This window comes from Mycolicibacterium sphagni, from assembly GCF_002250655.1.
GTDB classification, from domain to species: domain Bacteria; phylum Actinomycetota; class Actinomycetes; order Mycobacteriales; family Mycobacteriaceae; genus Mycobacterium; species Mycobacterium sphagni.
On sequence record NZ_NOZR01000017.1, the window covers coordinates 60,796 to 82,790 of the forward strand.

The 21,995-nt window shown below is 66.3% G+C and carries 22 protein-coding genes and 1 tRNA gene; 9 read left to right on the forward strand and 14 right to left on the reverse strand.

Features of this window, described 5'->3' with window-relative positions; all coding sequences use genetic code 11:
* Nucleotides 1-4: 4 nt before the first annotated feature.
* Genes CG716_RS19065 through CG716_RS19085 form a run of 5 tightly spaced genes read right to left on the reverse strand, consistent with a single transcriptional unit; the run spans nt 5 to nt 7,820 of the window.
* Entirely contained in the window at nt 5-3,244 is a 3,240-nt protein-coding gene (locus tag CG716_RS19065; RefSeq protein WP_094482452.1) for an arabinosyltransferase domain-containing protein, read from the reverse strand.
* A 2-nt stretch (nt 3,245-3,246) separates the two neighbouring features.
* On the reverse strand, nt 3,247-5,136 hold the full coding sequence (locus tag CG716_RS19070) for a galactan 5-O-arabinofuranosyltransferase (RefSeq protein ID WP_094482454.1): 1,890 nt from the start codon (nt 5,134-5,136) through the stop codon (nt 3,247-3,249).
* A 34-nt stretch (nt 5,137-5,170) separates the two neighbouring features.
* On the reverse strand, nt 5,171-5,950 hold the full coding sequence (locus tag CG716_RS19075) for a decaprenylphospho-beta-D-erythro-pentofuranosid-2-ulose 2-reductase (RefSeq protein ID WP_094482456.1): 780 nt from the start codon (nt 5,948-5,950) through the stop codon (nt 5,171-5,173).
* 19 nt (nt 5,951-5,969) lie between these two features.
* Nucleotides 5,970-7,382 (reverse strand): decaprenylphosphoryl-beta-D-ribose oxidase, encoded by a 1,413-nt coding sequence (locus CG716_RS19080; RefSeq protein ID WP_094482458.1) that lies wholly within the window; start codon nt 7,380-7,382, stop codon nt 5,970-5,972.
* A gap of 27 nt (nt 7,383-7,409) precedes the next feature.
* The gene (locus CG716_RS19085) at nt 7,410-7,820 is read right to left on the reverse strand and encodes a GtrA family protein (RefSeq protein ID WP_094482460.1); all 411 of its coding nucleotides are present in this window, start codon (nt 7,818-7,820) and stop codon (nt 7,410-7,412) included.
* Between the two features lie 173 nt (nt 7,821-7,993).
* Between CG716_RS19085 and CG716_RS19090 the strand changes: the two genes are divergently transcribed.
* Entirely contained in the window at nt 7,994-8,617 is a 624-nt protein-coding gene (locus CG716_RS19090) for an HD domain-containing protein (protein WP_094482462.1), read from the forward strand.
* 77 nt (nt 8,618-8,694) lie between these two features.
* Entirely contained in the window at nt 8,695-9,129 is a 435-nt protein-coding gene (locus CG716_RS19095; RefSeq protein ID WP_094482464.1) for a pyridoxamine 5'-phosphate oxidase family protein, read from the forward strand.
* Here the strand turns inward: CG716_RS19095 and CG716_RS19100 are convergent.
* From CG716_RS19100 to CG716_RS19125, 6 genes are all read right to left on the reverse strand, one after another.
* Entirely contained in the window at nt 9,126-10,523 is a 1,398-nt protein-coding gene (locus tag CG716_RS19100) for an HNH endonuclease signature motif containing protein (protein WP_234817919.1), read from the reverse strand. The two genes, CG716_RS19095 and CG716_RS19100, sit on opposite strands and share 4 nt — an antisense overlap.
* A gap of 67 nt (nt 10,524-10,590) precedes the next feature.
* Nucleotides 10,591-11,421 carry a galactan export ABC transporter permease subunit Wzm/RfbD gene (gene wzm, locus CG716_RS19105; protein WP_094482468.1) on the reverse strand — a complete coding sequence of 277 codons (831 nt, stop codon included), beginning with the start codon at nt 11,419-11,421 and terminating at the stop codon, nt 10,591-10,593.
* Entirely contained in the window at nt 11,418-12,311 is an 894-nt protein-coding gene (glfT1, locus tag CG716_RS19110; protein ID WP_094482470.1) for a galactofuranosyltransferase GlfT1, read from the reverse strand. Before glfT1 ends, wzm begins: the two co-directional genes overlap by 4 nt.
* Nucleotides 12,308-13,132 (reverse strand): galactan export ABC transporter ATP-binding subunit Wzt/RfbE, encoded by an 825-nt coding sequence (wzt, locus tag CG716_RS19115; RefSeq protein WP_094482472.1) that lies wholly within the window; start codon nt 13,130-13,132, stop codon nt 12,308-12,310. The genes glfT1 and wzt overlap by 4 nt, the downstream gene beginning before the upstream one ends.
* A gap of 13 nt (nt 13,133-13,145) precedes the next feature.
* Entirely contained in the window at nt 13,146-13,646 is a 501-nt protein-coding gene (locus tag CG716_RS19120) for a bacterial proteasome activator family protein (protein WP_094482595.1), read from the reverse strand.
* A 29-nt stretch (nt 13,647-13,675) separates the two neighbouring features.
* Nucleotides 13,676-15,691, reverse strand: coding sequence for a DUF6541 family protein (locus tag CG716_RS19125; protein WP_094482474.1), 2,016 nt, complete (start codon nt 15,689-15,691; stop codon nt 13,676-13,678).
* A 97-nt stretch (nt 15,692-15,788) separates the two neighbouring features.
* On the opposite strand from CG716_RS19125, the gene CG716_RS19130 reads away from it, so the two are divergent.
* Nucleotides 15,789-16,985 (forward strand): cysteine desulfurase-like protein, encoded by a 1,197-nt coding sequence (locus CG716_RS19130; protein ID WP_094482476.1) that lies wholly within the window; start codon nt 15,789-15,791, stop codon nt 16,983-16,985.
* 3 nt (nt 16,986-16,988) lie between these two features.
* On the opposite strand, the gene CG716_RS19135 is transcribed toward CG716_RS19130, so the two are convergent.
* The gene (locus tag CG716_RS19135; protein WP_094482478.1) at nt 16,989-17,963 is read right to left on the reverse strand and encodes an NAD(P)H-quinone oxidoreductase; all 975 of its coding nucleotides are present in this window, start codon (nt 17,961-17,963) and stop codon (nt 16,989-16,991) included.
* 63 nt (nt 17,964-18,026) lie between these two features.
* Between CG716_RS19135 and CG716_RS19140 the strand changes: the two genes are divergently transcribed.
* Together CG716_RS19140 and CG716_RS19145 are read left to right on the forward strand one after the other, a co-directional pair.
* The gene (locus tag CG716_RS19140; RefSeq protein ID WP_094482480.1) at nt 18,027-18,539 is read left to right on the forward strand and encodes a MarR family winged helix-turn-helix transcriptional regulator; all 513 of its coding nucleotides are present in this window, start codon (nt 18,027-18,029) and stop codon (nt 18,537-18,539) included.
* Nucleotides 18,540-18,557: 18 nt separating this feature from the next.
* A tRNA-Ser gene (locus tag CG716_RS19145) sits at nt 18,558-18,647 on the forward strand.
* Nucleotides 18,648-18,721: 74 nt separating this feature from the next.
* Here the strand turns inward: CG716_RS19145 and CG716_RS19150 are convergent.
* Nucleotides 18,722-19,312 carry a TetR/AcrR family transcriptional regulator gene (locus CG716_RS19150; RefSeq protein ID WP_094482482.1) on the reverse strand — a complete coding sequence of 197 codons (591 nt, stop codon included), beginning with the start codon at nt 19,310-19,312 and terminating at the stop codon, nt 18,722-18,724.
* A gap of 99 nt (nt 19,313-19,411) precedes the next feature.
* Between CG716_RS19150 and CG716_RS19155 the strand changes: the two genes are divergently transcribed.
* From CG716_RS19155 to CG716_RS19170, 4 genes are all read left to right on the forward strand, one after another.
* The gene (locus CG716_RS19155) at nt 19,412-19,882 is read left to right on the forward strand and encodes a DUF1772 domain-containing protein (RefSeq protein ID WP_094482484.1); all 471 of its coding nucleotides are present in this window, start codon (nt 19,412-19,414) and stop codon (nt 19,880-19,882) included.
* Nucleotides 19,883-19,936: 54 nt separating this feature from the next.
* Complete coding sequence (locus CG716_RS19160; RefSeq protein ID WP_094482486.1) at nt 19,937-20,254, forward strand: NIPSNAP family protein; 318 nt, start codon at nt 19,937-19,939, stop codon at nt 20,252-20,254.
* Nucleotides 20,255-20,276: 22 nt separating this feature from the next.
* Nucleotides 20,277-20,660, forward strand: coding sequence for a DUF4267 domain-containing protein (locus tag CG716_RS19165; RefSeq protein ID WP_094482488.1), 384 nt, complete (start codon nt 20,277-20,279; stop codon nt 20,658-20,660).
* A gap of 257 nt (nt 20,661-20,917) precedes the next feature.
* Nucleotides 20,918-21,160 carry a hypothetical protein gene (locus tag CG716_RS19170; RefSeq protein WP_094482489.1) on the forward strand — a complete coding sequence of 81 codons (243 nt, stop codon included), beginning with the start codon at nt 20,918-20,920 and terminating at the stop codon, nt 21,158-21,160.
* Between the two features lie 4 nt (nt 21,161-21,164).
* Here the strand turns inward: CG716_RS19170 and CG716_RS19175 are convergent, their stop codons facing one another.
* Nucleotides 21,165-21,989 carry a crotonase/enoyl-CoA hydratase family protein gene (locus CG716_RS19175; RefSeq protein WP_094482597.1) on the reverse strand — a complete coding sequence of 275 codons (825 nt, stop codon included), beginning with the start codon at nt 21,987-21,989 and terminating at the stop codon, nt 21,165-21,167.
* Between the last annotated feature and the right edge of the window lie 6 nt (nt 21,990-21,995).

Consider the following 21,995-nt stretch of genomic DNA (forward strand, 5'->3'; position numbering starts at 1 on the left):
ATTATTAGGTCGGGCGCAACGGAGCTGGGCTCCACAGCCCGCTGCGGGTGGCGATGCCCAGGTCCAGTCGGGCCGGCTGAGCATCGGGGTAGAACGGGTAGAGCCGCTGCAGGCCGCCCCAGTCCCGGAACCAGTCGTCGCGCAGGTAGCTCGGCACGGTGGTGGCCCGGAACAGCAGTTCGCTCAGGCCCAGGGGACCGCCGCCGATGTTGTCCATCACCGGAGAGTTCGCTTCTGCCCCGAACCGGTCCGGCATGATCCGCCACTTCGGCGGTTCGATGACGCCGTACTGATGGGCGAACGGCCGCTGGCACGGGAATGCCAGGCCGACAAGCCAATCCAGCAGCACCGGATCCTGTGAGCCGACGACGTCCTGCAGGGTGCGCAGTTTCGGGATGCGCGGCGGCGTGAGCGCGATCCAGTGCTGGGGCGCCAGGTCGTCGTCGGTGGCGACCAGCCGGATCATGGTGGCCTCGTGCGGGATCGCGGCCAGTGGCGCGCGCAGGTTGCGCCATGCCGGGGCCGGCCCGATGTCGCCGAACATCACCGAGCCGCCGTTTTTGCCATCCGCGGCCTGCTGATCGGTGGCCCACTGCACCTGGACCTCGTCCTGGTCGAAGCGGCCGGCGGCGGCCACCACCAGCAGCGGGGATGCGGTCCAGTCGGGAGGCAGCCGGTACCACGCCGAGCGCAGTACCGCGGGCTGTTGGACCCCGGCACGCCAGCTGCCCATGACCGGTGTGGTTGCCGGATCGAGGTTGTAGGGCAGGCGGGCGCGTGAACCGTTGACCCCGGCGGCCGCGGTGGTGCCGCCCTCGGTGCCGGCTTCACTGCTGGTGACCACGCCGTCGGTGTCGGCGAAATTGCCGCCACCGGGGGGTTCCATGACCGGGTCGGCGGAGACGTCGGCAGGGATCCCGCCGGGGGTGAAACCTTCCGCCGTCGTCGCGCCGAGCGAGTCGGCCAGGCTCACCCCGGGGATCGGGGCGAGGAGCCCGGCGTTGGGGTTCTCTTCGACCAACACGTCATCGGCCAGCCCGCAGGTCTTACCGGTGAGCGCCTGTAGGTTCGAGCGGCCGACCGACCAGGCCGGCCACTGCCCGGTCATGCCCAGTGTCAGCGACCCCACCTCGAAGACCACCAGTAGCCAAGCCATGACCGCCAGCGGCGAGCCCACGATGCCCGACCACCACCGGGTATGCCCCGAGGTGCCGTTCTCGTGGCCGGAGAAGTGGAACCAGGCCGCCACCAACAAGGTCAGGACCGTCAGCCCGAGCAGGATCGTGGTGAAGCCGAAATGCCACTGCGGGAACTGGTTTGACCATGGCACGCCGAAGTTGGAGACGTACCACCAGCCGTTGACGCTGGCGAACGACAGTCCGGTGATGAACAAGACGGCCGCGGCGAACAGCGCCCGGTTTCTTCGGGATCGCAGTACGTGCGCGGTGACCGCGACGGCGGCCAGCGCGCCCAGCGATCCGGCCAGCCCGGCGAACACGCCGAAGTGATGGGTCCACTTCGTCGGGGTGAACATCATCGCGATGAACGAGATGATCGTGATCCCGATGATGCGCTTGCTCGGGCCCGCCGCGGTCCCGGGGATGTGGCCGCGGCGCAGGATCATCGCCACCACCACTCCGAGTGCCAGCAGCAGGGCCAGCACGGCGAACCGGCGGCTGATCGAGCCGTCGGGGCTCGCCATGAACAGCCGTTCGTAGCGGATGTGCTCGTCGAACCAGCTGAGGCTGGGCCCGACCGCAGACTTCAGTACGTTGGCCTGCACTTCGCCGACCAGGGTCTGGTCGCGGAAGATCAGGATGATCGTCACCGTTCCCGCGGCCAGGATCGGGGCCAGCAACGGCAGCAGGCCGAACTGTCGGGATCGGCGGTGCAGGATTGTGCGCAGCGGGCCGATCGCGACCAGCAGCGCACCGATCGACGCGATGCCGGTGGGGCCGGAGAACAACGTCAGTGCGCCGATGATGCAGGCGAACGCGACGGGAAGCAGGCGGCTGGTGGCCACGCCGCGTTCGACCGAGCACCAGGTGAGCAGAATGCCTAGGGCGATGATCGGTTCGGGCCGCAGGCCGTTGTTCAGTGGCAGCCAGAAGACCAGGAACATGCCGGCCGCAGTCCAGATGGCAGCGCGGCTGGTCTTGACGGCGTGGCCGAGCCGGGGGATCACCTCGCGGCTGATCAGCCACCAACACACCAGTGCCATGGCCAGGGTGGGCAGTCGCATCCAGACGCTGGTGGTGGAGACGTGCGCCCATATCGCCAGCAGGTCGTAGTACCAGCCGAACGGCGCCTCGGGCGTGCCGAACCAGCGGTAATAGTTGGCCATGTAGCCCGCGTGCTCGGACACCCTGGCCATGGTGAGGATGTAGCCGTCGTCGGAGGTGTTGGCGCCGACAAAGTGCCACCACAACAGGACGGCGAATACCACCGAGTCCAGGGCGCTCACCGACCACCAGCGCGACGGCAGGAAGCGCCGCTGGCGCACTCCGTCGGCACCGTCCAGGAGGTGCAGGGCGACCAGCGCGATGAGCGTCATCGCGACGCCGAGCACCATCGCGGCCATCTTCAGCGCGGTCGGTGAGCTGCTGTAGCGGGTGTCGATGGTGGCGGACAGGCTCAGCCCGGGCGGCGCCGGGCCGGTCAGGTCGGTGAAGACGCCGACGATTTGCGGCCGGAAGTCGTACCCGCTGCGCTCGCCCTTGAGCGGCGCGCCGGGATCGTCGCTGTCGGGGCCCTGGGTCAGGCCGACGAACTCGGCGGTCACCCGGTCGGCGTGGGCGGTGAACGTCAGCTTCTGGCAGGCGGGGCTGAGCACCTGGCGCAGCGGGGCGACGACGACGGGGGTGTTGCGGACCACGACGACGAGGTCGTCGTTCGCACGCTGGATCAGCAGGCCGCGGTCGACGGCCTTCGGCGCCTGCTTGGGGACCGTGGACAGCAGCACGGTTTTCGCCGGTGAGTCGAGGCCGGCCGCAGCACTGCACGGCACGCTGATGGTCAGATCGGTCGCGACGTAGCTGATCAGTGGCGCCGTGACGCTCTTGAGCACGCCGTTCTGCGGCCAGTTCAGCTGCGCAGTCGTCTGCTTGACCGGCAGCAACGGCGTCAGGATCGCCAGCGTCGCGCCGAGCAGCCCGGCGACGATGGCGACGAGACGGGCGGTTCGGTAATTCGCCCGCGTCTGGTCCACGGAGCTAGATGGTAATTGGCCGGTCGGATGGTCCATCGCTATGGATTCCGGATTGCCAGTACGAACGGCCCGATCGTCTTGGTGGTGAAGTGCGGGCCGCTGAACAGACTGGCGTCGAAATCGACGGTGTAGCGGCGCACGTTGGGCTGGTTGGGGTAGACGTCCTGGGCCAGTCGCAGGCTGTAGGTGTCGTTGGCCCCGCGGCGCATGAGGAATACCGTCGGCGGCTGCCACGGCAGCGCGTCGAGCGCCTTGACCAACTGGTCGGCGCTCTTCAGATCGGACCAGGACTCGATGGCCGCGGCCCGCTTGTCGAACTCGGCGAGCGGGTTGGCGTAGTGCGACGTCAGGCCCTGGAACCCGTAGTAGGAGTAGTACGACAGGAAGCTGTAGTCGGCGGTCAGCACGACGGTGTTCTCACGGGGCCGGCCGGTGGTCTTGAGGATGGCGGCGTCGACCTCCTCGTAGTATTTCTCGGCTCCGGGCGGCCGGCGGTCGCCGCGCTGGCCGTAGCCGTCGGTGTCGGTGTACGCGACGGTCAGGTCGGGTCGCAGCACGTCGGGGATGTCCTGGCTGAAGCCGATGGCGCCGATGAGGCCGATGGCCGCACCGACCGGGATGACCCTGCGGTTCGTCCTTTTCGCGATCGCCAGCGTCACCTCGATGAACCCGAACACCCCGGCCGCTGAGAGCAGCACGGTCAGCGTGGGCTGCAGCCGGAAGGACAGCAAGGTGGTGCCGGCCAAGGTGGTCAGCATCGACAGCACCGACCAGGCGTAGACCGTCAGCACGCCGATGCCGAGCGCGGCCGCCGGTACTGATGAGGTTGCCCGCCACACCAGCCAGAGCGTGCCGAGCATGCATAGCGCGCCGAGCAGTGAGAACTGCAGCATCGGGAAGGTCAGCACCGCGCCGTCGGCGGGTAGGTAGTGCTGGGCGCTGCCCGTGCCGCTCATCGGGCGTCGGACGGCCTGCAACACAAACGGCAGCCAAGTGATGGCGCCGATGGCGGCAGTGATGACGGCGGCGACCACCAGGCGCAGCAATGGCTCGATGCTGCGCCGCGCGATCGCCACGATGATGCCCATGACGCCCACGGTGAACGCGGCGTAGCCGAACAGCAGGGTGTAGAAGGTGGCCGACACACCAAGGAACAGCCCGACGCCGGCCACGGCCGCCCAGCCGCCTGCCCTGGGTCCGGCGGGCAGGAGCGAAGCGACCCGGGAATGGGTGGAGGCGCGCAGCCCCGACCACGCCAGCACCAGCACCGGCGGGATGAGGACGGTGATGACCGCGGCGTAGGGCTCCGGTGAGCTGTAGGCCAGGGTCACCGCGGCGGTGGCGATGGTGACGATCAGCGCGTACTCGAAGCGCACCAGCGCCGACCACAGCACCATCGCCAGCACCACGGCGATCGCGATGGACGTGATGGCCCACGGCTTGAGCATCTCCCAGGCCGGTGTGCCGGTGAGGGCGGCCGCGCGCCCGCCGATCCAGAACCAGCCGGCCGGGTAGAACGGCGGCAAGCCGATGTAGGTCATGTCGTGCAACGCCGGACTCTGGGTGAGCCGGGTGAGGTATTCGGTGCGGAATTGCTGGTCGACCGAGATGCCGAACAGATAGAGGCGGGTCGCACCCAGCGGCATCCCGAGGGTGACCACCGTGAACGCCGACAGGAACACCGCTGCCGCGATACGCGCAGCCCACTCGTATCCCCTGCGCCAGACGAATCCGGTGCCCAGTAGTAGCACCAGACACCCGACCTGACCGACGGTGGTCAGCGCGTGCAGCTGGTTCGACGACGGGAAAGCGGGCCACTCGACCCGGGAGATCGCGATCAGTGCGATGACCGAAACCACCACGGCCACAGCAACTGCCGCGATCATCTGGCCCGCGGTGGCCAGCGCGCTCCTGCCCACTACACCCATACCCGGGTCGCTTCGCTCCTGCCCACCGGCGCGGCTATATCGGCAGCTTGCGGAAGATGGGCCGCGGGATGTGCCGCAGCACCGACATCAGCACACGCACCTGGCCGGGCGCCCACACCAGATCTTTGCCCTTGGCCGCGGATGCCACGGCCAGTTCGGCGACGTCCTCGGCGTTGACGGTGAACGGCGCCTCCTTGGCGCCGGTGGCTTTCCAGTGGTCCAAGGTGGTGGTGGTGCGCACCTGGCCGGGCCGGATCACGAGCACATGAACGCCGGACTCGCGCAGCGCTTCTCCGAGCCCGAGGTAGAAGCCGTCCAGGCCGGCTTTGGTCGAGCCGTAGACGAAGTTGTTGCGGCGCACCCGCTCACCGGCCACCGAGGACATGGCGATGATCTGCCCGAAGCCCTGTGCGCGCATCTTGTCGCCGATCAGCACGCCGACGGAGACGGCCGCCGTGTAGTTGATCTGGGCGCTCAGGACCGCCTTGGCTTGGTTCTGCCAGAGCTCTTCGGCATCGCCGAGAATGCCGAACGCGACGATCGCCACGTCGACATCACCATTGGCCCAGGCGGATTCGATGACGGCAGGATGGCTTGCGGTGTCGAGGGCGTCGAAATCGAGGTATTCGACCGACTTGGCGCCGGCGGCCTCCAGTTGGGCGATGGCGGCGTCGCGCTTGGGTGCGTTCGGCAGATCGGCCAGGATGACCCGTGCCTTGGCGTTGCGCAGGTAGCGCGCGACGATGGCCAGGCCGATTTCGGAGGTTCCGCCCAGCAGCAGGATGGTTTGTGGATTGCCAGTGGCGTCGATCATGTCTGTGGGGGATGCCTTTCTACAGCAGTTCGAGTCGGCGGGCCATGTCGGAGGCAAACACGCCATTGGGATCGGCTTTGCGGCGCACCGCAATCCATTCATCGATCCGCGGATACATTTTGTGGAAGTTCTCGGCGCTCACCCGGGAGTCCTTGGCGGTGTAGACGCGACCGCCGAATTTCATGACGCGGTCATCGAGTTCGTTGAGGAACTCGTTGACGCCGGGCGTGTTGGGGAAGTCCATGGCCACATTCCAGCCGGCCATCGGGAAGCTCAGCGGGGCAGGGTTTCCCGGGCCGAACAACTTGAATACGTTCAGTGCCGAGTAGTGGCCCTGGGTCTGGATCCACCGGATGATGTCTTTGAAATCGTCGAGTGCATTGGGCGGCACCAGGAATTGGTGCTGCGCGAAACCTGCTGGGCCGTAGGCATATTGCCAGCCAGTCGTGATATCCAGCATGTGATAGAACTGCGTCAGATTGACGATCTTGTTCTGGTAGTTGCCGCTCATCCGGTAGAACGCCTCGCCGACGAGGTTGAGCGACAGCTTGTTCATGACGCTAACGGGGAAGAGGTTTGGCAACCCGGGCAGCTTTGGGGCACTGAACTGCAAGGGGTCTTTCGCCAGCTTCGGTGGCAGTTGATCCAGTTTGGCGAGGCTGCCCCGGCTGACCGCAGCGCGGCCCAGCTTCGGCGGCGGGTTGATGAGATCGAACCACGCGCTGGAATAGGTGTAGTTGTCCTCGCTGCCGTCCTGGTGGACCGCGACGGTCTCGTCCAGGTCGGCCGTGGCGATACCGTCGGCGATGAAATACGCGGTCTCGGTGCGGGTCATCGCGATGCGGGCCCGGATCACGATGCCGGTCAAACCGTTTCCGCCCACCGTGGCCCAGAACAGTTCCGTGTCTTCTGCGTCTGGGCCGCCCGTTGGTGTCAGTGTGCGGACTTCACCGTCGGCCATCAGCAGGTCCAGTGACAGCACGTGATTGCCGAAGCTGCCCGCACTGTGGTGGTTCTTGCCGTGGATGTCGGATCCGATAGCACCGCCGACGGTCACCTGTCGGGTGCCGGGTAGTACGGGCACCCAGAGGCCGAACGGAAGCGCTGCCTTCATCAGCTGATCCAGGCTCACTCCGGCGTCGACATCGGCCACCGCGGTCTCGGAGGAGATGGAATGGATGCGGTTCAGCCGCGTCATGTCGACGACGATGCCGCCGCCGTTGCCGGCTTGGTCCCCGTAGGAGCGGCCCAGCCCGCGTGCCACAATGCCCCGGCGCAGGTATGACGGGCTGGCGGAATCGGCGTCGGCCACCTGCCGGATTGCAGCGGCGATCACGTCCACATCGGGGGTCGACAGCACGTGCGCCACACTGGGCGCGGTGCGGCCGAACCCGGTCAGGGAACGCTGCGTCAGGGGGAGTTCGGTAGCCATATCAGTGCCAAAGGTTACCCGGCAGGACTACTTCAACCGGAATATCACTGCTCGCTGGACGACGAAGTTGATGACGGTGGCAGTGCCCTGGGCGATGACGAAGGCCACCGGCACCTGCCACGGCTGGCCGGTGAACTTCAGGTAGAAGAGGTAATTGATGCCGACCTGGACCGCGTAGGTCAGCGCGTAGAGCGCAACCACAGCGATGAAACGGGCCGTGCTCGGCGGTGCCTGGAACGTCCACCTGCGGTTGATCAGGTACGCCGTGGTGGTGCCGGCGATGAAGCTCAGCGTCTTGGCCACATTGACCTGCAGCCCGAGCTTGAGGAACAGCACGTAGAGCCCGAAGTCGACGACCGCGGACAGGCCGCCGGTGATGATGAATCGCACCACCTGCGTCTTGAGGCTCAGGGGCGTCGACGGGGCTAACTCGGCCACGCCGGAAGCTTACTGACTCCCCAGGCCGCTTCGCTCCTGCCCGCTGCTGCTGACCCCCGGGTCGCTTCGCTCCTGCCCGCCGCTGCTGATCCCCGGGTCGCTTCGCTCCTGCCCGCTGCTGCTGATCCCCGGGTCGCTTCGCTCCTGCCCGCCGGGAAGTGCACCATGGTCATGTGCAGGATTTGGTTGAGGCCTGGGCGACGCTGCTCTCCCGGCACACCGATAACCCGGCGGTGGCCGCGGTGGGTCGCGACCTGGTCGCCTCCTGGGCCGAACCACACCGCCGCTACCACTCTGTGGATCACCTGCGCGGCATCCTCGGACACGTCGAGGAGCTGGCAGAGTTCGCCGACGATGCCGACGCCGTTCGATTGGCGGCCTGGTACCACGACGCGGTGTACGCCGGACTTCCCGATGACGAGGAACGCAGCGCCCGCCGCGCCGAGGAGGACCTGTCGCGGCTGGGTCTGCAGCCGCAACTGGTCGACGAGGTGGCGCGCCTGATCCGGCTGACAGTCACGCACGACCCCGCGCCCGGTGACCGCAATGGGGAAGTTCTCTCCGATGCCGACCTGGCGGCGCTCGCCGTGCCGCGGGACGATTATGTGCGTAACACCGCGGCCATTCGTGCCGAGTACCACCACGTGCCCGACGACGCTTTCCGCCGCGGACGCGTGCAGGTTCTGGTCGCGCTGCTGGGCGGTCCCGGGGTGTTCCGCACCGAGTACGCGCGCCGTGAATGGGAAGGGCCGGCCCAGGGGAATCTGCGCGCAGAGTTGGCGACGCTGACCGGCTGACACGCGGCCCTCACGTCATCGGTTGTCGGGCCGTTCGGCCCTATGGATTTCGGTCCTAGCCGGAGGAAGATCTGCGCATGACAGGCGAACGAGACGCGATCACGGTACTCAGCGACCACGAGAGTTGGGATCTGCTCAAGAGTGCCGCGCTTGGTCGACTGGTGACACACATCGGCGATCAGCTCGAGATTTTTCCGGTGAACTTCGTAACCCAAGGCCACACAGTGCTGTTCCGGACTGCGGAGGGCACCAAGCTGTTCAGCACTGTGATGAGTGACAAGGTGCTCTTCGAAGTCGACGATCACACTGTCGCCGAGGGCTGGAGCGTCATCATCCGCGGGACCGCGCATGTGCTCTCGTCATCCGACGAGATCCACGAAGCCGACCGCGCACAGCTGTTGCCGTGGGTCGCGACAGAGAAGCTGCGCTACGTACGCATCACGCCAGATGAATTGTCCGGCAGGCGTTTTGTTTTCGGGCCGGAGCCCGAACGCGGTCCATACCCCAGCTAGAACGGTGGTGGCCGGTTGCGTTCGGCGACGTGGGTGTCGTTGAGTGTGCGTTCGGCGGCGATGCGGGAGGCGCGTTGGGCGGCGCGGGTTTTTCGTCGGGTGGGCATCATGATGCCGATGGTGGGTGGGGGTTGCGCCGCCGGCGCGGGCAGCGTTGCCGTCGTGACGTTCCAGCGCGGGATCAGCAGTCGGCTACCTGGTTGGGTCGTATAGGTGTGACCAGTTGGTGAGGTCCACACGATCGTGCCGTCGGGGTGTTGGCGGTCGCGCCAGCCGGCCCAGAAAGTCTTGAGCAGGTGATGTTTTCGGCACACGCAGGCCAGGTTGGAGGCGTGGGTGGGTCCCCACGGCCAGGGGATGGTGTGGTCGACATCGCAGAACTCGGCCGGCTTATCGCAATGGGGGAAGCGGCACGTCATGTCGCGCATCCGGACAAACTCATCCAACGCCGTCGAGGGGCGATAGCCGGGTTCGGGTTCATCGCCGGGCCGGCGAAGACGCCGAACGGTGGCGCCCGCCTTGATCAACTCGGCCAGGAGCGGCGCCGGGACGATGCCCCGGTTGCCGGTCATCACGCCCCGTGCGGGCCGCTCATCAGGCATGGCCGGGCCCGGCTCGCTATCACCTACTTCGGCGTCGGCCACGATATGCACGACCACACTGGCCGCCCGTCCGTCAGGCTCGACGGCCACACAGTCGGGAGAACCGCAGGTGCACGCCAACCGATCCGACCCCGCGGCCAGCGCACCCATCGCGTCGGCGCGGCGTTGACCGATGGTGCGGGGATCGTCCTGACACACACCATGGGCCATCGCGGTGAGCTGGCGATCAAGCACGGCGGCATCAGTGAGGTGAAGCCGTCCCCAGATCTCGGCGACCCCACCGCGGGCGTCGCGGATCCCAATGCCGATTTCACGGTCACGTGCCTGCGCCTGGCTCCGGCGCACCGCTGCCGGATCGTAGCGATCGACCCAGAAATCAATGGCACGCTGCAACGCCAGATTCGACATCGGGCCCCAGGACACGACGTGCTCGGCGATCGCGCGATCAACCAACCCCAGTATCGCCTTGTCCCCGATCAGATCGGTGCGGTTCGCGATCGCCTCACACACCCGATAACTCACCGTCCCTGCCATCAACAAGGCATTCACCCGCGGCAGCCGATCGCGCAGCGACAACGCCAGATTCATCTGCGCCGACGCCCGCCCGTGCGTCACCCCCAAAATCGCCGAGACCTCAGCAGCCGCAGCATCCCAGTCATCACACGCCCACCACGCGTGCTCCTGATCGCCGCACCGCTCACGCACCAACTCCGCGATCCCCGCCAACCGCCGCCCCTCCCCCTGAGCCGCCATGCGGGCGCCCTCGGCAATCGCAGCAATCACATCGAACACATGTTTGATTATGCCAGCGGGGTCTGACATTGATGATGCAGTGCCCAGGGAGAGCCCCGCCCGCCGGCTAGACCCAGTACGGCACCCGAGCCCGGTACTGCCGCAAAGCGAACGCCGCGACCAGCCAGCCGATCACGGTCAACCCGATCACCACGGCCCAGTGCCGCAAGTGTTGGTCAGCACCGAGCAGAGGCGCGCGCAAGATGTCGAGGTAGTGCAGCAGCGGATTCAGTTCGATGATCTTCGCCCACTTGCCGGCGCCCTGCTGCTGCAGCGTGTTGTCGTTCCAGATGATCGGCGTCATGAAGAACAACAACTGCACGATCGAGAACAGCAACGGGCCGATATCGCGATAGCGGGTGGCCAGAATGCCGAAGCAGAACGACACCCACACACAGTTGAGCATGATCAGCAGCAGTGCCGGGATCGCCGACAAGTCCGCCCACGACCAGGGTTTCGGGAAGACCATCGCGATCACCACATAGATCACGATGTTGTGCCCGAACAAAATCATCTGCCGCCACACCAGTCGATAGACATGCACGCTCAGTGGCGTCGGCAGCTGCTTGATCAAACCCTCGTTGGCGATGAATACATCCGCGCCTTCGAGGATCGCGGCGTTGATCATGTTCCAGATGATCAGCCCGAGCGTTACATAGGGCAGGTGCTCGGACAGCTTGAGGTGGAACAGCTGCGAGTACAGCCCTCCCATCGCGACGGCGGTGGTTCCGGTGGCGATCGTGATCCAGAACGGGCCGAGCACCGAGCGGCGGTACTTCTGCTTGATGTCCTGCCAACCGAGGTGCAGCCACAGTTCGCGCTTGCGGTACCCGTCGAGAAGGTCGCCCCATGCTCGCGTGAACGTCTTCGATTGAGCGGCGGCGTCGATGAACGTCATCTGCTGAACCTTTCCCGCCGACCCAAGCGCCGCAAGCGAATCCATTCGGCGAATCCGGCCGGGTCACGGCGTTGTACCAAGAAGAACCATCCGAACCGCACCCACTCCTGCGGCACCAGCTTGCGCAGCCCCCGCTGCGCCTGCAGATAGCCGCGGTTGCGATAGGTGAAATAACGCTTCGTGGGGTCGTCCGGATATTGGGTGTGCATCTTTCCGCCGAGAATCGGCTTGAACTCGTCACTGCCCTGGGGATGCAGGTAGCTCGCATCCAGGCATGTTCCGAACGGCAAACCCGACAGCACCAATCGTCGGTGCATATCCACCTCGTCGCCGCGGATGAACAGCCGAATGTCAGGTACTCCAACGGCTTCCACAGTCGCGGCGCGGAACAGCGCACCGTTGAACAGTGACGCGATTCCGGGCAGCAGGTCACCGGAGCCGTCCACCCGCAATTCGGAGACCCGACGCCGCCACACCAGCCCGCGGCGCAGCGGGAAGGCCAGCCGGTCGGGGTCGTCGATGTCGCACACCATCGGCGACACCTCGGCCAGCCGGTGCCGGTCAGCGCAGGTCAGCAGAGTCGCCAGCACGCCGGCGCCGTCGGGGCGGCCGTCGTCGTCGGCCAGCCACACCCAGTCCGCGCCCAGCGTCAATGCGTGCAGCATGCCCAACGCGAATCCACCTGCACCACCGAGGTTTCGGCGCGAGCCGAGGTAGGTCGACGGGATCGGCTGGCCGGCGACCAGGTCACGGACCCGGTCGTCGCAATCGTTGTCGACGACGATCAGATGGTCGACCATGCGGGTCTGCGCACTCAGGGCGTCCAGCGACTTGGCCAGCTCATCGGGACGGCGATGCGTGACGACGACCGCGCACACCTTGTCGGTCACGGGGTGGCGACCCCGTCCGACCAGTCGCTCTTGTGCTCCTCGAGCACCTCCCGCACATGCCGTGCGGCGTCCTCACCCTCGTAGGCCCGCACCACGTCTTCGATGCCGCCGGCCATCTTGATGGTGCCGTGGTCGATCCACATCGCGTTCTTGCACAGCCGCGCTAGGAACTCGTTGGAATGGCTGGCGAACACCAGGATTCCGGATCGCTCGACCAGGCTCTGCAATCGCGACTGCGCCTTCTTGAGGAAGTCGGCGTCCACCGCGCCGATGCCCTCGTCGAGCAACAGGATCTCGGGGTCGATGCTGGTGACCACACCCATGGCCAGCCGCACCCGCATACCGGTGGAGTAGGTCCGCAGTGGCATCGACAGGTATTCGCCGAGCTCGGTGAAGTCGGCGATCTCGTCGACCTTGGCCATCATCTGCTTGCGCGTCTGTCCCAGGAACAGGCCGCGGATGATGATGTTCTCGAAGCCGGAGATCTCCGGATCCATCCCGACGCCGAGGTCGAAGACGGGCGCTACCCGGCCGCGAACCGTAGCCGAACCGCGGGTCGGTTCGTAGATCCCAGACAGCAGCCGCAGCAGCGTGGACTTGCCCGCGCCGTTGTGGCCCACCAGGCCAACCCGGTCGCCCATCTTCAGCGACAACGTGATGTCCCGCAGCGCTTCGATGACGACGACGTTTTCGGTGTTGCGCCCGATCGCACCGCCGGCCGCACCCAGGAACGTCTTCTTCAGCGAACGCGTCTTGGCGTCGAAGATCGGAAACTCGACCCAGGCGTCGCGGGTTTCGATGAAAGGGTCGTCGGAGGCCACCGTGCGTCTCGTGTTACAGGTACTGCCCGGTGCCGTGACCGGGAACTCCGGGCGGGCCGGGTTGCACGATGCCGGGCGGCAGCGCGCCCTGGCGCATGTGCTCCAGCTGGGCACGTGCGGCCATCTGCTGGGCGAACAACGCGGTCTGGATTCCGTGGAAAAGACCTTCAAGCCAGCCGACCAGCTGTGCCTGCGCGATACGCAGCTCGGCATCGGAGGGGATGGAGTCGTCGGTGAACGGCAGCGCCAGCCGCTCGAGTTCCTCGCGCAGCTCGGGGGCCAGGCCGTCTTCGAGCTCGCGGATGGACGTCGCGTGGATCTCGCGCAGCCGGCTGCGGCTTGCGTCGTCCAGCGGTGCGGCCCGCACCTCTTCGAGCAGCTGCTTGATCATGGTGCCGATTCGCATCACCTTCGCCGGCTGTTCCACCAGGTCGGTGACGGAGCGTCCCTCGTCGTCGCCGCCCTCGGGTCCGGTGATGATCTCGATGTTGTCGTCGTCTGTGTTCGTCGTCATGGAAGTGAAGGTTCCTTCGTGTCCCACTGTTATTGGGTGTCCGGTGGCGAAGATCCGCGCCATTCGTAGATGCGAGCTTCGCCGTTGTCGTAGATCTTCGCCCACGACTTGGACTTGTCTAGTGACACTAGTCCGTCGGGCATGACGAACCCGCGGACGACCCGGCTACCCGTCAGCACGTAGCGGATGTTCAGTGCCTTAACGGCCTCGGCGATCCGCGGATCGTGGTCGGCGTCGTCGGCATAGGCCCAGAAGATGAAGCGGTGGTAGCCCGGTCCCTGTTGCACGGGGTAGTCGTAGTGCGTCCACAGCGGGTGCAGATCGGCCACCGCGTACATCCAGGCCGTGCCATCGGTGTTGGCGTTGCCGATCAGAGTGTCGCGGGCGCCGGGCAAGCTGGCCAGGTAGGCCATCGCTTCCAAATCCTTGCTGTCGATCATCACCCTGTCGTACTTCTCGCCCATCAGGTAGCGGTGCCGAGGGAAGTAGTGCCAGGCCAAACCGATGGTGACGGCCAGTAGCAGCATCGCTGTGGCGCTGAGCCAGAAACCGCGATCGGGGTCCCGGTCGGCGGCCCAGCGCTGCGTCAACCGCCGTGCGCCGGCCACCACCAGCAGCGCCGCGGAGTAGAGCGCGATCCCCGCCATCGGAGCCAGGAGCAGCGTCACCACCGCCGACAGCCGGCGCGGGTCGCTGTAGAACAGGTCGCTGTACTTGCCGATGATCGCCCCGACCGGACCGCCGAAGGGCGCTCCCGAATGCACAATCGCCAGCATCATCAGCAGCCACACCGCCGCCGGCCACCAGACCCGCTTGGTCAGCAGCAGCACGAAGCCGGCCGCCGCGAGCGCGATCAGGATGTTCTGGATCGGATAGTCGTTGAGGTGCCGGGTGTGCTGGACGATCCCGTTGAACAGCGTCCGCTTGCGGCCCTGGTGGGTCAGGAAGGCGTGCCCAGCGATCACCTCGGCCTGCTGCAGCACGCCGAGGAACTGCGGCAGCAGCACCGCCAGCGTCGGCGCGGCGATCGCGACCAGGGTGATGAAGTCGCGCAGCCGGCCCAGCACCGGATGCCACAGCGCGTCGAGCAGCCACCACGCCACCACGAACGTGACCACGACCACGCCGCCGGTGATATGTACCGAGAACACCCCGATCAGCGCCAGCACCGCCAGCGGGATCCGGTCGCGATGCTGCAGTGACGATGTGATGAGTACGAACGCCGGCACCGCGATGCCGTAGGCCGCCATGTTGGGCATCGAGGCGGTGTCGAACTCGACGTAGGGCACGGCGGTGAACGACGCCGACAGGGCGGCGGCGGTGGCCGCGGCACCGGCGGCGCGCCATTGCGAGGCTGTGTTGATCCCGCCGTCGCTGCGCTCCTGCCCGCCGGAAGGGCGCAACAGCTGCCAGGTCAGCAGCGCGGCGCTGAGCGGGAACAGCCACACCGCCGCCGAGAGTGAGCTCAGCGTGTACGCGGTGGTCGGCGCGGCTCCGGTGAGCTGGGCCAACACAGCCCCGAGCGCGTGGAACACCGAGGGGTAGTAGAGCGCGGCGTGGGTATCGACGTTGCGTAGCTCGCCCATGTGTGTCGACGACGCCTGGCCGGTGTCGAGAATCCAGCGGATGGTGTTGGCGTGCCATACGGAGTCCCAGTTGCTCGGGATCGACTGCCAGTACGGCATGCCCCGCCAGGCTGCGATGCCGACGAAGAGTGCGCCCAGGATCACCCCGGCCGCCACGGTCAGGGCAGGCCACAGCGAGATCGGCGGGGCGGTCGAGCCCACGGCGCGGTACCGGGCGAGCAGTACCCGCAAACCGAACACCCCGGCCGTCACGATGGCCAGCGCCAGCAGTGCTGTCCAGGTGTTCCAGCGAATCCCGATCGCACCAAACGGGATGATGGCCAGGCCCACAACGCCGTACGTCAGCACTGGGCCGACCCCGAGCGCGGCGGCCCAACCCAGCCGCCCGGCCAGTGCCACTACCGCACCCGGCAGGATCAGCAACAAGACCGCGATGATCAGTCCGAACGCGAAGCTCACTGGACTAGTATGGCTGCCGAGGTGATCCTGCCCTGGGGGACCGCAGGCACCCTTGCTGTCTCGATAGCGCAATCACCAAAGCTCTAAGGTGGTCTCCATGGCATACGACGTCGCCCGGGTGCGTGGTTTGCACCCCGCGCTGGGCGACGGCTGGATGCGCTTCGACGCTCAGGCGGGGATGCTGATTCCCGAGTCGGTTGCCACCACGGTCTCGACGGCGTTCCGCGGGTCGGTGCCCAACACCGCCAGCCCCCATCCGGCGGCCCGGCGCAGCGTGGCTGTTCTGGAGGCCGCCCGCCAAGCGGTGGCCGATCTGGTCAACGGCGATCCGGGCGGGGTGGTGCTCGGCGCCGATCGCTCCATTCTGTTGACGTCCCTGGCCGACGCGTCGTCGTCGCGGGCCGGCATCGGCTACGAGGTGGTGGTGAGCCGGCTCGACGATGAGGCAAACATCGCACCGTGGCTGCGCGCGGCAAACCGGTATGGCGCAAAGGTCAAGTGGGCCGAGGTGGACATCGAGACCGGCGAGCTGCCGTCGTGGCAGTGGGAGAGCCTGATCACCCCGCCCACCAAGCTGGTGGCCATGGCCTCGGCATCGTCGACCCTGGGCACTCTCACCGACGTGGGTGCGGTCACCAAACTTGTGCACGACGTCAGCGGGCTGGTCGTGGTGGACCACTCGGCCGCGGCGCCTTATCAGCTGATGGACATCAACGAGATCGATGCCGACGTCGTGGCGCTCAACGCGCCGGCGTGGGGTGGTCCGCCGATCGGTGCGCTGGTGTTCCGCAACCCCTCGCTGATCGAGAACTTCGGATCGGTCTCGATGGACCCCGGCGCCACCGGGCCGGCTCGCCTGGAGCTGGGTGGCCACCAGTACGGACTGCTGGCAGGTGTGGTCGCCAGTATCGAATACCTGGCCGGCCTGGACGAGTCGGCGCGGGGCAGCCGTCGCGAAAGACTCGCGCTGTCAATGCAATCCGCGGGTTCCTACCTTGGTGAGCTGTTCGACTACCTGATGACCTCGTTGCGGTCACTGCCGCTCGTGATGGTGATCGGTAGGCCCGAGGTGCAGATCCCGGTGGTCAGCTTTGCCGTCACCGGGGTGACCGCCGAGCGCGTGGTGCAGCGGTTGGCCGACAACGGAATCCTGGCTGTTTCCAATGCCAATTCGCGTGTTCTGGACTTGATCGGCGTCAACGACATCGGTGGCGCGGTCACCGTCGGGCTGGCGCACTATTCGACCATGGCCGAGGTCGATCAGCTGGTACGGGCGCTGGCGTCGCTGGGCTGACGCTCAGTCCCCGACAGTCAACAGAACCTTTCCGGACGTCTCTCCAGAGGTCAGGACTCGGTGCGCCTCGCCCGCGTCGGCGATGGGGAAGCGGGCACCGATGATCGGACGGACCCGATCGTCAGCGAGCATGGGCCACACCGATTTCACGACCGCGTCGACGATCACGCTCTTGCTGTTTGGTCCGTCGACGGGCCGGCCGCGCAATGACGTTGCGATCACGTGAAGTCGCTTGGGCACCATCTTGGCGATGTTGAGTTCGGCTTTGACGCCGCCCTGCATGCCGATGATGACCAGGCGGCCGTCGGGCGCAAGGGCATCGAGGTTGCGGTCGAGATAAGACGCGCCCAACAGGTCGAGGATGACGTTGGCGCCACCTTCGTTATTGACGCGTGCGACGAAATCCTCGTCACGGTAAGAGATTAGGAGTTCGGCGCCGAGTTCTGCGCACACGTCGAGCTTGGATCGCGAGCCCGCGGTCACCGCGACCCGATTGCCCAACGCCCTCGCCACCTGAATCGCGTGAGTGCCGATACCGCTGGCGCCGCCGTGCAGAAGGATTAATTCACCGGGTGCCAGATGTGCGGTCATGACGATGTTCGACCACACCGTGCAGGCGACCTCTGGCAACGCGGCGGCGTCGTTCACGGAGACTCCGGACGGAATCGGCATCACCTGACCGGCGGGGACGGCGACGAACTCGGCGTAGCCGCCGCCCGCGAGAAGCGCGCAAACCTCTTGTCCGACAGTCCATTTCGTGACCCCATCGCCAACTGCCGCGATCACGCCGGACACCTCAAGGCCGAGGATGTCGCTGGCACCCGGTGGGGGCGGGTAGTGCCCGGCCGCCTGCAAGAGATCGGCTCGGTTGACGCCCGCGGTGGTGACCTTGATCAACACTTCGCCGGGTCCTGCGCAAACGTCGGGTACTTCCCGCCAGATCAGGCGGTCCGGGGATTCAACGACGATAGCCAGCATCCGGTTAGGTTACTCCCGAGTCATTCACGCCTCGTACCGCGCTGTGTCCCTTACCATTGCGCTATGGGAGGGATGATTGCGGGGCGGACCGCAAGTGAGATGCCGGGGTTGGATATAGCCGAGCAGAGAGCTTGGCAGAACTTCCTCGACGCGGCACTGCGGCTCTACGGAACACTGAATCGGGGACTCGTCGAAAAGCACAAGTTGAGCTTGGTTGACGTCCGTCTCTTGGAGATATTGGACAACTCTGAAACCGGCGCGGCACGGATGGGGGATTTGGCCGAGCAGCTCATGTCGCTGCCCAGCCGGGTGACTCGCCAGATTCGCCGGCTCGAGACGGCAGGGCTGGTGCGTCGAGAAGCCAGTCCCGACGACGGGCGAGGAGTCTTGGCCGGGATCACCGACCAAGGCCGCGAGGTGGTCGAGGATGCGATGCTGACGTACGCGACGGGCGTCCGAGAGAACTTCCTCGGCCCGCTGTCGCGTCCGCAGATGGCGGCGATCGGGGAGAACTGTCGCCGCATCAGCGCCTCGCTGAAGGTCGGCGGCAACTCGGCCAAGGTCGGCCGCGTCTGAACCGCTACGCTTGTCGGCGGTGGCGTGGCAGAGCGGCCTAATGCACTCGCCTTGAAAGCGAGAGACGGCTAACACCGTCCGGGGGTTCAAATCCCTCCGCCACCGCCACCGCCAGCGCGGGGGCTTTGGCTGGGCGCTCGGCGTTTCGGCAAGGCGCTGGACTCAAACCGGTCAATGCTTGCCTACGCAATGCCTTCGGATCTGTTGGCGAACTGGTCGACAAGTATCTGGAGACGCTCCGAGTCGTAGTCAGGGCGTAGCCGGCCGGTCCGGCTGAGGGTGACCAGTCCGTGCAGTGCGGCCCAGAACACCTCGGTGAGCGAGTCCGCGTCTTGGTCGTCAGCGACTGGTTCGACCGCTTGGCGTAGCTCACCGAAGGCCGCCCTCAGCTGCGCCGGCGTGTCTTGGGCGGCGAAGCGCAAGCTAGTCGCACGAGTGAACATCGCGTCATAGACCGCCGGGTTGTCGCGGGCGTAGTTCAAGTAGGCCTGTGCGATCCGCGCGAGGGTGTCACTGGCTGTGCCGGCGGCGTGGCGGGCGGCCCCGATCACCTCCGCGAGCTCGCTGAACCCGTCGATGGCGACCGCCTCAGCGATTTGTTCCATCCCGGTGAAGTGCTTGTACAACACGGGCTGGCTGTACTCGATCTCGGTGGACAGCCGACGCGTGGTGACGGCCTCCCAACCTTCAGCCTCGGCGACTGCGCGGGCGGTGGTGACGATCAGCTGCCGGCGGGCGGCTCGCTCACGTTCACGCCGATCCTCGAATGCCATACCCAACCGTAGCATTGCTATACGTGCTAGCGATGCTATTGACACGGGGCGGACCGAGGGTTAGCGTTGCTAGCGATTGCGGACCGAGGGAGTTATGACATGGACCTGCTCACACGTGTCGCCGCACTGATCGCGGTGCTGGGCACCGCGGTCGTCTACGGCACCGACGTGTTCTGCGCGATCGTGCTGCGACCGGCTTTGGCGTCGGTGGACGACGCCACCCTGATCGTGGTGATGGGACGCGTGCATCGATACGGAGATCGGCGGATGCCGGTGCCCGGGGTGCTCGGGGTCGTGGCGACCGCGGCGAGCACGGCGCTGGCCGCGGTGGCCGCGCACTGGGCCCAAGCCATCGTGGCCGGTGCCGCACTGGTCCTGCTGGTGGTCTGGCTCGCGTTCTATACCCGGGTGAGCGCACCCATCAACAGGCAAATGACAGCAGCTGCTGACGCGGGCCAGTCGCTGGCGAATGGTCGTGCGCTGCAAGCGAAGTGGGACTCGATCATCAACGCCCGCGCGTTGCTGCAAGGTCTGGCAGTGGCCGCCCTCTGCGTGGTGCTGATGGTCTGACACCCGGACCCACCGATGGACCCAGCCGAATTCAACTGAAGGAGCACGATTTCGATGTTTCAACTCAGGATCTACACCCTGCGCTCACCGGATGCTCTGCAGCAGTACGCAACGGTGCATTGGGCCCGTCACCTGTCGACGTTCACGACGTTCGGGGTCATCACCCACGGTGTGTGGACCGAGCGAATCGGCGGCGCGAATCGCGTCGTCGCGCTGATCGGCTACCCGCCGGGCGCCGACCCCGACCACCTCACCCGCCAGATCATGGCGAGCCCGGAATTCGCCGACGATATGGCCGGCTTCGACGTCGGCGACATCGTCGACGTGCAGACGACACTGCTCGCCCCGACCTCGTTCTCACCGATCCGCTGACAAACCCTAGGAGTGGTTCGACATGAACATCACCACCGTCATCGGCTATGTGCTCGCCGGACTGCTCGCCGCGGGCATCGTCTTCATCGGCGCACGCTTCCTTGTCGCCCCGCGCGTCGCCGCCGCGGGCTACGGTGTCCTCCCAGATCTGGACCAACCCGGTGCAGGCGCCTATCTGAGCGTCAAGGGCGTCCGCGACATCGCCACCGGGCTAGTCGTCATCGTCCTGATGATCGCCGGCGCGACCCAGCTGATCGGCTGGATGATATTGGCGGCCACGATCATTCCGCTCGCCGACGCGGCGATCGTGCTGCGCAACGGCGGGTCCAAGTCGACAGCCTTCGGAATCCATGGTGTCACCGCCGCCGTCATGCTCATCACGTCCGCGCTTCTCCTCATTTCTTGAACACAAACAGGTCCCCACTCGCGGGCGATGCATGCCATTCAGCTGTCAGCCCGGATCAAGACTGCTGTGGATCAGCTGGGGAGCCGTGCCATCGGCTCCGATCAGGCATAGAAAGGATGCGAGGCGTTGGAATGGGTGCTTGGCGACTGGTTTGAGTGGCCGGGCCATTCGCCGCTACGCAAAAATGTCCTGAAAGGTGTCTGTACAACGTGTCTAATACTCAGAAGCTTGAAAAAAGCCTCGCTTTTAATAAAAGGTTGCTGGGTACCGTCGTAGGTGGCGGCGCGATCGCCGTTCTCGGCCTCTTCGGATTGACCCACCCTGCGCCGATCTCGCTGACCCACACCGCCGATTCAGGTGATGAGACGAAGTTCCCGCCCTACTCGTCGCCCGCCGTCGCCGGGATGAACATCGGTCCTACCACGACGGCCCAGCCCTCCGACGAACCGACGGCGCTGGCCACCACCAAGGCGGTTCCGGCGATCAAGGCCGGCAGCTAGCCCGCTATTCGCCGGTGAATTCCGGCTTGCGCTTGCCGAACAAGGCCGAGATGCCCTCGGACAGGTCCTTGGACGGCAGGAACGCCGAGTTCCACGCCGCGACGTAACGCAGACTTGCCGCCACGTCGGCCGTGCGCTGTTCGTCGAGGACATCTTTGATGCCGTGCGTCACCAGCGGTGAATTGGCGGCGATCTCGGCAGCTGTTGCGTGCGAAGCGGCCAGCGTGGCCTCGGCGTCGGCGTACACGTCGTTGACCAGACCGATCTTCTCCGCGCGCGCGGCATCGATGTCCTTGCCGGTCAATGCCAGTTCGCGCAGATGCCCGTCGGACAGGATGTAGGGCAGCCGGGCCAGGCTGCCGACGTCGGCGACGATTGACAGCTTGACCTCTCGCACCGAGAACTTGGCGTCCGCGCTGGCGTAGCGGATGTCGACCGCACTGATCAGGTCGACGCCGCCCCCGATGCACCAGCCGTGGATCGCGGCGACGGTTGGCGTGCGGCAATCGGCCACTGCAGTGATGGCCTGCTGCATGCGCTTGAGCTTGGTGTGGAAATCCTTGCGAGGCCGGGCCGACACCTCCGTGGACATGGCGCCGCCAATCGTGTCACCCATGGCGGCGATGTCCAGGCCGTAGCTGAAGTTACGGCCCGAGCCGGTCAGCACGATCGCGCGGACGTCAGGGTCGGCGTCGAGGTCAGCGAAGACCACCGGCATTTCGGACCAGAACGCCGGACCCATCGCGTTGCCCTTGCCCGGGCCGATCAAGGTGACTTGGGCGACATGGTCCTTGACCTCGACAGTGAGGGATTCGTACGGCTCGCTCATGACCAT